At 42.6% G+C, this 8,729-nt stretch carries 7 protein-coding genes; 4 read left to right on the forward strand and 3 right to left on the reverse strand.

Annotated features, from left to right (window positions below):
• Both tnpA and A3IK_RS0114845 read left to right on the forward strand, forming a co-directional pair.
• Positions 1-237: IS200/IS605 family transposase (gene tnpA / locus A3IK_RS19675; RefSeq protein WP_020559117.1), on the forward strand; the 237-nt coding region annotated here is incomplete at its 5' end.
• A 211-nt stretch (positions 238-448) separates the two neighbouring features.
• Entirely contained in the window at positions 449-721 is a 273-nt protein-coding gene (locus A3IK_RS0114845; RefSeq protein ID WP_020560776.1) for a hypothetical protein, read from the forward strand.
• Positions 722-920: 199 nt separating this feature from the next.
• Here the strand turns inward: A3IK_RS0114845 and A3IK_RS0114850 are convergent, their stop codons facing one another.
• The 3 genes from A3IK_RS0114850 to asd all read right to left on the reverse strand — a co-directional run bounded on the left by A3IK_RS0114850 (position 921) and on the right by asd (position 4,536).
• Positions 921-2,468, reverse strand: coding sequence for a tetratricopeptide repeat protein (locus A3IK_RS0114850; protein WP_020560777.1), 1,548 nt, complete (start codon positions 2,466-2,468; stop codon positions 921-923).
• Between the two features lie 332 nt (positions 2,469-2,800).
• Positions 2,801-3,088, reverse strand: coding sequence for a hypothetical protein (locus tag A3IK_RS0114855; protein WP_162596669.1), 288 nt, complete (start codon positions 3,086-3,088; stop codon positions 2,801-2,803).
• A gap of 317 nt (positions 3,089-3,405) precedes the next feature.
• The gene (gene asd, locus A3IK_RS0114860; protein WP_020560779.1) at positions 3,406-4,536 is read right to left on the reverse strand and encodes an aspartate-semialdehyde dehydrogenase; all 1,131 of its coding nucleotides are present in this window, start codon (positions 4,534-4,536) and stop codon (positions 3,406-3,408) included.
• 322 nt (positions 4,537-4,858) lie between these two features.
• On the opposite strand from asd, the gene A3IK_RS0114865 reads away from it, so the two are divergent.
• Together A3IK_RS0114865 and A3IK_RS0114870 are read left to right on the forward strand one after the other, a co-directional pair.
• Positions 4,859-7,846, forward strand: coding sequence for a type I restriction endonuclease subunit R (locus A3IK_RS0114865; RefSeq protein ID WP_020560780.1), 2,988 nt, complete (start codon positions 4,859-4,861; stop codon positions 7,844-7,846).
• A 202-nt stretch (positions 7,847-8,048) separates the two neighbouring features.
• Positions 8,049-8,405 carry an endonuclease domain-containing protein gene (locus A3IK_RS0114870; RefSeq protein WP_020560781.1) on the forward strand — a complete coding sequence of 119 codons (357 nt, stop codon included), beginning with the start codon at positions 8,049-8,051 and terminating at the stop codon, positions 8,403-8,405.
• The last annotated feature ends 324 nt before the right edge of the window (positions 8,406-8,729 follow it).

Below are 8,729 nucleotides of genomic sequence, written 5' to 3' on the forward strand. Positions count from 1 at the left end.
TTATCAGCACCGCCTGAACTAGCACCGAGCGAGATCATGCGTCGGATAAAGGGACGTAGTGCGACCAAGCTGTTTGAGAGTTATCCTGATTTAAGGAAGCGCTATTGGGGACAGCATTTTTGGGCACGGGGTTATTTTTGTGCGACCTCAGGTGAGCTGACCGAGGAGATGATCAAGGCGTACTTAGAGCATCATTTTGAGCCAAGGATAGATGACAACTTTAAGACAGAAAACTAGACGGGTCTATTCGACCCGTATCCGGACTTTAGTCCTTGTCACTAACCCTTCAGCTTTAGCTGATGGTTGTTAAGTTAATCTGGGTAGTGCTTGGGCAAACTCTGAGGTAGTTGATGCACTATTACTAAAAAATAAATCAGAGCCATTACTGTATGATTTATTAGGACATTTAGAGTATGAGTCTGATCAAGGATTTGTACAAGATGAGGCAATGGCTAGTAGTTTAGCGCAGCTCATTGGTACTTATGCGTTAGATGGCAGTGGTGGATATGCCTATGTTATTAACGCTGATACCGGTAAAGTGACTTGGAGTACATTAGCGCATATGCCTGCGGTACAAAAAGAGCTTAAAACGTATGAAATTGAGGATAAGCTTTATATTCAGAGTAATACAAAAAATTATTTCTTAGCTAAAAGTTTTTGGGTAAAAGGCCCCAATAATACTAAAGAGAACTTTCAAATTGTATTGGCAGTTAATTATTAATTAATTTTTATAGAAAAGTATCCATCGTTTTAAAGGTTTGCTAAATGATTGTTAAAGTGGCTTTTATGAGTAGCATACCTTTCGCTGTATAGTAAGTAGTTATTTTATATATTAAACCCCCTATCTTTTTGCTGTTGTTGCTAGCTTTGATAGAAATAAAATTTTTCTTTTAAATGATAATAATAGTTTTTCGCTTAGTCTAGAACTTATTATTTGTAAAGTGAGATAAAGTGGTTAAGGGGTTATTAATAGTTACATTGCGATTATTAATAGCCCCTTCTGATTGTTTAATATAATCATTGACTAGGTTATCTATATTAGAAAAGCAATTTTTTTGTTTGTTTTTGCCACAATCCCCAACTAAACACAGCATTTTTGCATTCAGTTCACAAGAACTGGTATCAGCTAGCTCTAACATTTGCCCTTTTCTAAAAAAATACAAACAAGGTATTAATTTAAAAGGCTTAGGGTGATCTAAATGAATATGAGCCGCTTCTTGTAATAAGGGAATGCTCTCACTCCAATGACCTAAGCTACATAAACCTACTGCCATTAAATAGCTACAAGAATTATCTAAGGGATTTGCTTTTTTAGCAGCCGTAATTTCGATTTTACATAAATCATAATCACCTCGTAGCGCACAAGTAATGGCATAAATACCATGTGCTAGCGCATTCCAGGGATTAAGCTCTAAGGATTTACGGGCTAAAGCAGGCCATAGTTCTATAATAGGTTGCTTTAAAGGATAGTGTGCTATATAGGCATAGAGACATAAAATAGCATAATGCAAGGCAGCTAAGGCATCATCTTGATAACGTTGCAGTCTTTTTTCACAAATATCAATGCTAATACCTAAGTTATGAAGACTACTATCGATTTGCATGAAGTAAATATGTTTAACTAAAACTTGATAGTGTTCTGGTATATTCGCTTGATGATACCAATACTTACTCCAAAAACCTAATATAATACCTTTGTGCAGGCTAATAGTATTTTCTAAGAGTTCTTTATAGAGTAGATCTAAGTTGCGAGGATAGTAATTAAGATTAAGCTTAATTTTATGCCTACCTACTATATGATTAGTTAGGGTATGAGTCACGGTGTAATGTAACTCAAAATAATTATCATTTAGATAGGTATTGATAACTAATAAAAACTCAGCCTGATATTTTTCCCAGATTAAACTAAACTCATCATGATTTTCTGGTGGCTTAGTTTTTATCTCTTCAATGATAATTCTGACTTCTCTAAAGCGGCTTAGTAGTAATGAAATACCAGAGTGTATCTCATAAGTAATCTTTTTTAAGGTGTCATTAGACTGCTCAGTATTATGATAAGTATTAATTAATACCTTAGGCCCCATCGATAGGCTACTGACGGCATGAGTTTTTTCTAATAAGTTAGAAAATCGGTTAGAGCTTTTGAAGTGTGGTTGATAGCTGCCGGGGAGTAAGGTAATTGAGATGGAGGTGGTCTGCTGTTTTTTGCTATAATATTTGTCTAATAATTTACGTAATCTATTAGCCTGCATGCGTACACTGGAGTCCTCATTGGGGTTAAAGTCAGCAGGCTTACCTAAGGCTTCAATGGCTAGTGCATATTGAGAAATCCGACTACCACGCCCGGCTAATGTCTCGTTAACAATATAACGCAGGAAGTTTTGCGTTTGTTTTTTTGAGGCAAAGTCAGGGCTTTGACAAATTTGTTCGAGTTCTGCATGCACCTGTGCTTCTAAGTCCATAATCACAGCTAGAGTCCCTATTGACCATGTGTAAAGCCCTACATATAGTTAGGTAGTCCCATTAATGCTAAGCACTGCAGTCGTTTAGCAAGCTTGATCTATAGATGGAGTTAATAAGTAAAGTAAACTCCCCGTTAGATAAAGTATCTAACCAAAGGTCAAGTATTAAGATACTCTTATATAATAGGGTGGGTTTTAATAATTTGACTAGTCTATCAGCTTTTTACGTCTAATTCCCAATAGTCTCATTATTGCCCGACTAGCTTAGAGCCAGTCAAGTATTATTTACTGGAGTAGGTTAGGTAATATACCTGAATTAGGTGGGATTATTGATTTAATCAGGGCGGAAAATGCAGGCTAGATGGTAGGTTAGTGGCTTGGAGCATGGTTTGAATTTTAAGTATGAGTGGCTCAGAGAGCTTATTAAATTCTATAGACGTTATGCCTAAGCCAATCATTAATAATACAAAAAGTAATATTGAGTAGCGTAGCCATTTAAAAGGCCAGCCAACGATTAGAATTAATAGTGCGACGAGCAAGATCAGGCCGCTATAAACTAAAAAAATAATAGCTGCATCAACACTCGCGCTAGTATCAAGCGTGCTATCTAAGAACTGCTTATCCATGCTTATTAAGCGTTCTAACAAATTGAAGCCATAGACGAGCAAAATAACTGTAAAAATTTTACGCACAATCGAGATCGGCAAGGTGATTGGATGAAATGGGATAAAATATAGTCATCTTTCTTATAATAGTTTCAGGGTTTAAACACTCGTAGCCAAGCATAGTAGAGAAAGTCGGTTTAGGGCTGGCAAAGAGGAAAAATCCGATGAGTGGTGAAGTCAAATGACGTAACCTGTACATTAAGAGTAGCCCATTAGCGTCACTTAAACCTACCTTGCTAGTAGTTTTAGTAAGGTAGGTTTTTAGCTAACCCTAGGGCTTAGGCGGTAGTACGTTTAATATAATCCACTGCAATTTGTAGCATACGCCGCACAGGTTCTGCTGCACCCCACAGTAACTGATCACCTACGGTAAAGGCTGTGATATATTCAGGCCCGATATTGAGCTTACGAATCCGCCCGACCGGAATCCTGAGGCTACCAGAGGCTTGTACGGGGGTGAGTCCGGCTAAGGTTGAGGCCTTATCATTGGGGATTACTTTCACCCACTGATTATGTGCGGCAATTAAGGATTCAATTTCTGCAAGCGGCAAGTCTTTTTTCAATTTAATAGTAAAGGCTTGCGAGTGGCAGCGCATAGCGCCAATCCGCACACATTGACCATCGACCGGAATAATATCAGCATCCTTACGTCCTAGGATTTTGTTAGTTTCGGCAATACCTTTCCATTCTTCTTTGGTTTGACCGTTTTCCCACGCTTTATCAATCCACGGAATCAGGCTACCGGTTAAAGGTGCGCCGAAGTTTTCAGTGGAGAGGGTGCCATCATTGAGTTTAGCGGTGACTTTGCGGTCAATGTCTAAAATCGCCGAGGCGGGATCAGCCAAGAGGTCTGCCACTTCACCATTGAGTTCGCCCATTTGGGTGAGTAGTTCGCGCATGTTTTTAGCACCCGCACCACTGGCCGCTTGATAGGTCATGCTGGTCATCCACTCGACCAGATTGTTTTCAAAGAGGCCACCGAGAGCGAGCAGCATCAATGAAACGGTGCAGTTACCACCAATGTAGTTTTTAATGCCATTGTCTAAGCCGGCATCAATCACGCGGCGATTGACCGGATCAAGGATAATAATGGCGTCATCCTTCATGCGTAAGGTGGAGGCTGCATCAATCCAATAGCCATTCCATTGCGTGCGGAGCTTGTCATAGACTGCGGTGGTGTAGTCGCCGCCTTGGCAGGAAACAATAATATCCATCTGAGCCAATGTATCGATGTCCATTGCATCCTGCAAAGGCTTTGCACCAAAGCCTACATCAGGCCCTGGACTGCCTGCTTGAGAGGTAGTGAAAAATACCGGCTCGTAACCCTGAAAATCCTGCTCGGCTTGCATGCGCTCCATTAAAACGGAACCCACCATACCGCGCCAACCAACAAAACCAACTTTGAGCATGACGTACTCCTAAGTAATCAATGACGGTTTATACCGCTTAGAAAAGGGATAATGATTGTAGCAGACCCGCCCTAGGCCGGTTAGGATTTTTATCATGACACTTTAACTTTTTGGCGAGTTTTGGGTGGAAAATGGTTTGAAATTGCGTGTTCTAAGTGTTTAGATTGATAATCAATCGACTGTTTCAGTCGCTTGGATTGGGGCATGCATGGCACTCCAGTTTTGGTACTGTTATGATGCAACCTTTCCTAAAACCCCTAAATAATCTTAACCATTGTTGGCTAATACTAGCTATCGATGCGTTTATGGCAAGGTCGGGCATATGACAAAAGAAAGTCAAATCGAACAAGGGCTTATTAATAAACTAATTGGCCTTAAATATACCTATCGCCCTGACATCCGCGATAAAGCCATGCTAGAGCAAAACTTTCGTCAGAAATTTGAGGCACTGAATCGTGTCAAACTAACAGAAGCCGAGTTTGCCCGTTTGCGCGATGAAATCGTGACTACTGATGTATTCGCTGCCTCTCAAGCCCTACGCGAAAAAGGCAAACTCACCCGTGAAGATGGTACGCCATTAGAATATATGCTGGTCAATTTGCGTGACTGGTGCAAAAACGAATTTGAAGTCATTAATCAGTTACGTCTTAATACCGAAAATAGTTTTCAGCGCTATGATGTGATTTTGCTTATCAATGGGCTGCCCTTAGTACAGATTGAGCTAAAAACCCTACAAATCAGCCCACGCCGAGCGATGGAGCAGATTATTGACTACCGCAATGATCCGGGTAATGGTTACACCCATTCGCTGCTGTGCTTTATGCAATTGTTTATTGTCAGTAATGGCAACGATACCCGCTATTTTGCTAATAATCGCGCTCAGCATTTCAGCTTCAATGCCGATGAGCGTTTTTTACCGATTTATCAGCATGCAGATGAAGAGAATAATAAAATCGCCCATCTACATGATTTTGCGGATAGCTTCCTTGAAAAATGCAGCCTTGGGCAACTGATCAGCCGCTATATGGTGCTGGTGCAGAGTGAGCAGAAAATTCTCATTATGCGCCCTTATCAAATCTATGCCGTGCAGGCTATCGTGGACTGCATTTACCAAAACCGAGGTAATGGTTATATCTGGCATACCACCGGCAGTGGTAAAACCCTGACCTCATTTAAGGCATCGACGCTGCTGAAAAATAATAACGATATTCACAAATGCCTATTTGTGGTGGATCGTAAAGACCTCGACCGTCAGACCCGCGAGGAGTTTAATAAATTCCAAGAAGGCTGTGTGGAGCAGAATACTAATACCGAGGTGCTAGTACAACGCATGCTGTCGGATGACTATGCTGATAAGGTGATCGTCACGACTATTCAGAAACTGGGGTTAGCACTGGACGAAAACAGCCAACGCAATAAAAGTAAACAAAAACAAGGCCAGCAAAGCTATAAGGAGCGGTTAGAGCCGCTGCGTGATAAGCGTGTGGTCTTTATTTTCGACGAATGCCATCGCTCTCAGTTTGGTGAGAATCATAAGGCTATTAAAGCTTTTTTCCCTAAGGCGCAATTATTCGGTTTTACCGGCACGCCGATTTTTGAGGATAACGCTAGCTATCAACAAATCGACGGTAATCAGGGCTCATTCAAAACCACGCAAGATATTTTCGAGAAGGAACTACACGCCTATACCATTACCCATGCTATCGATGATAAGAATGTGCTGAGTTTTCATATTGATTACTTTGGTGCGGAGAGCGAGAAAAAGCTGAAAAAGGGACAGACTCCAGCACCGGAAGCGGTCATTAAGGCTATTTTAGACAAGCATGACAGTGCCACGGATCAACGCCGCTTCAATGCCATTCTTGCCACAGCGTCTATTAATGATGCCATTGAATATGTCCAACGGTTTAAAATAATACAGGCGCAAAGACAGCAGGAGGATGAAAACTTTATACCGCTGAATATCGCCTGCGTGTTCTCGCCACCTGCCGAGGGTAATAAGGATGTGCAGCAGCTACAAGAAGATCTAGCCACGGAAAAGGCCGACAATGAGCAAGAGCCAGAGCAAAAGAAGGCTGCACTCAAAGCCATTATTGATGACTATAACCAGCAGTATGGCACGAACCATACGCTCAATGAGTTTGATCTGTATTATCAGGACGTGCAGCAGCGGATTAAAGACCACAAATACAGTAATGCAGACTATCCGCGTCACAACAAGATTGATATCACTATTGTGGTTGATATGTTGCTGACGGGCTTTGATTCTAAGTATCTCAATACCCTGTATGTGGATAAAAATCTTAAGTATCACGGTTTGATTCAGGCGTTTTCGCGTACTAATCGAGTGCTGAACGATACGAAACCGTGGGGTAATATCCTCGATTTTCGTTATCAGGAGACGGAGGTGGATGCAGCCATCAAGCTGTTTTCTGGTAAAGATAAGGATAAGGCAAAAGAAATCTGGCTGGTTGAGTCTGCCCCGCAAGTCGTGGCGAAGTATACGGCAGCGGTAGACAAGCTGGAAAAATTCATGGCAGAAAAAGGGCTAGCCTGTGAGCCATCACAAGTCGTGAATCTTAAAGGCGATAATGCCAAGGCGGGCTTTATCAATCATTTTAAGGAAATACAAAAGCTCAAGACTCAACTGGCGCAATACACCGACCTTGATACTGCTAGCAAAGCCGTGATTGAAGAGCGTCTACCGACCGATACCCTGCGCGGTTTTAAAGCGATGTATATCGAGACGGCGCTGGATCTCCGGCGCAAACAGGGCAAACCTGAAACGACCGAGGCTGATGTGCAGCAATTGGAGTTTGATTTGGTGCTGTTTGCTTCCAGCTTGATTGATCACGACTATATTATGAAGCTGATTGCAGAGTCCACAGGGGGCGGCAAGAGCAAAATGTCCCGCGAGCAATTGGTTGATATGATCAGCTCCAACGCTAATATGCTAGGTGAGCGTGAGGATATTATTCCCTATATTTACAGCCTGCCAACCGATAGTCCCTTGCAGGAAAATGATATTCGTGAGGGTTATCAGGGATATAAAGTACAAAAAGCTATTGCTGTTTTGGTAGGTATTGCGGAGCGGCATGGGTTGAAAGTCGAAGCTTTGCAAGCGTTTGTGGATACGGTCATGAGTCGGATGATTTTTGATGGTGAGCAGCTTACTGATCTGTTGGAGCCGTTGGATTTGGGGTGGAAACAGCGGCGTGTGGCGGAGTTGGCCTTGATGGAGGAGCTGCTGCCTTATTTGAATAAGCTCGCGGAGGGACGGGAAATTTCAGGGTTGAGTGCGTATGAGTGACCCCCTCCCGGCCTCCTAAGAACCCCCTCCCGACCTCCCCCTTGGCAGGTGGGTAAGAACCCCCTCCCGGCCTCCCCCTTGGCAGGTGGAGGAGTGGGGAGAGGAGACTGGGGTTTTGTTCCCTCCCATGCCAAGGGGAGGGTTAGGGTGGGGTTCTTATGCGTATAGAGATTGCAAAGGTGAGGACTAGAGTAGGGGGCTTATGACAGGAAAAATATTCAACCAGCCGCGTTATAAGGAGCGGCGGCAGGATTTGCGTAGAAATATTACACCCGCAGAGCAAGCGTTGTGGCAGATGTTGCGTGGTAAACAAATGGGGGTAAAGTTTCGGCGACAGCATGGGATTGATCACTATATTGTCGATTTCTATTGTCCAGAGCAGAAACTGGTGATCGAAGTGGATGGTGATAGTCACTTTACTGAGGATGCACAAGAATATGACCGGATACGAGATGCCTATCTATACAGCTTGGGGTTGCGGGTTTTGCGTTTTACCAATGAGCAAGTTATGGAAGAGCTGGAGAGTGTTTGTGAAGTTATTAAGCAAGCGGTCGTTTAGTGTGGGCGGAAGCTTTCTTGTGAAGAACCCCCTCCCGGCCTCCCCCTTGGCAGGTGGAGGAGCAGGAAGAGGAGGATGGGGTCTTGTTCCCTCCCATGCTAAGGGGAGGGTTAGGGTGGGGTTCTTTCGCTCTAGGCTAATAATGAAAAACTTTCAATACTACCAAGAGAATGATGGAGCGGAATCACAGAATGACTAAACTAGAAAAAAAATCCTTAGTACCAGTTTTGCGTTTTCCTGAGTTTCATGGTACGGGGGGGTGGAAAAGCGAACTATTTGAAAAAATTTATTCATTCCAAACAACAAACTCTCTATCTAGAGATA

Source organism: Thiofilum flexile DSM 14609 (assembly GCF_000380185.1).
GTDB lineage: Bacteria > Pseudomonadota > Gammaproteobacteria > Thiotrichales > Thiotrichaceae > Thiofilum > Thiofilum flexile.

Bases quoted from the DNA above. Each gene is read 5' to 3' on its own strand.
- A3IK_RS0114870 (WP_020560781.1), top strand. From the start codon at position 8,049: ATGACAGGAAAAATATTCAACCAGCCGCGTTATAAGGAGCGGCGGCAG.
- asd (WP_020560779.1), bottom strand. From the start codon at position 4,536: ATGCTCAAAGTTGGTTTTGTTGGTTGGCGCGGTATGGTGGGTTCCGTT.
- A3IK_RS0114855 (WP_162596669.1), bottom strand. From the start codon at position 3,088: ATGGATAAGCAGTTCTTAGATAGCACGCTTGATACTAGCGCGAGTGTT.
- A3IK_RS0114865 (WP_020560780.1), top strand. From the start codon at position 4,859: ATGACAAAAGAAAGTCAAATCGAACAAGGGCTTATTAATAAACTAATT.
- A3IK_RS0114845 (WP_020560776.1), top strand. From the start codon at position 449: ATGGCTAGTAGTTTAGCGCAGCTCATTGGTACTTATGCGTTAGATGGC.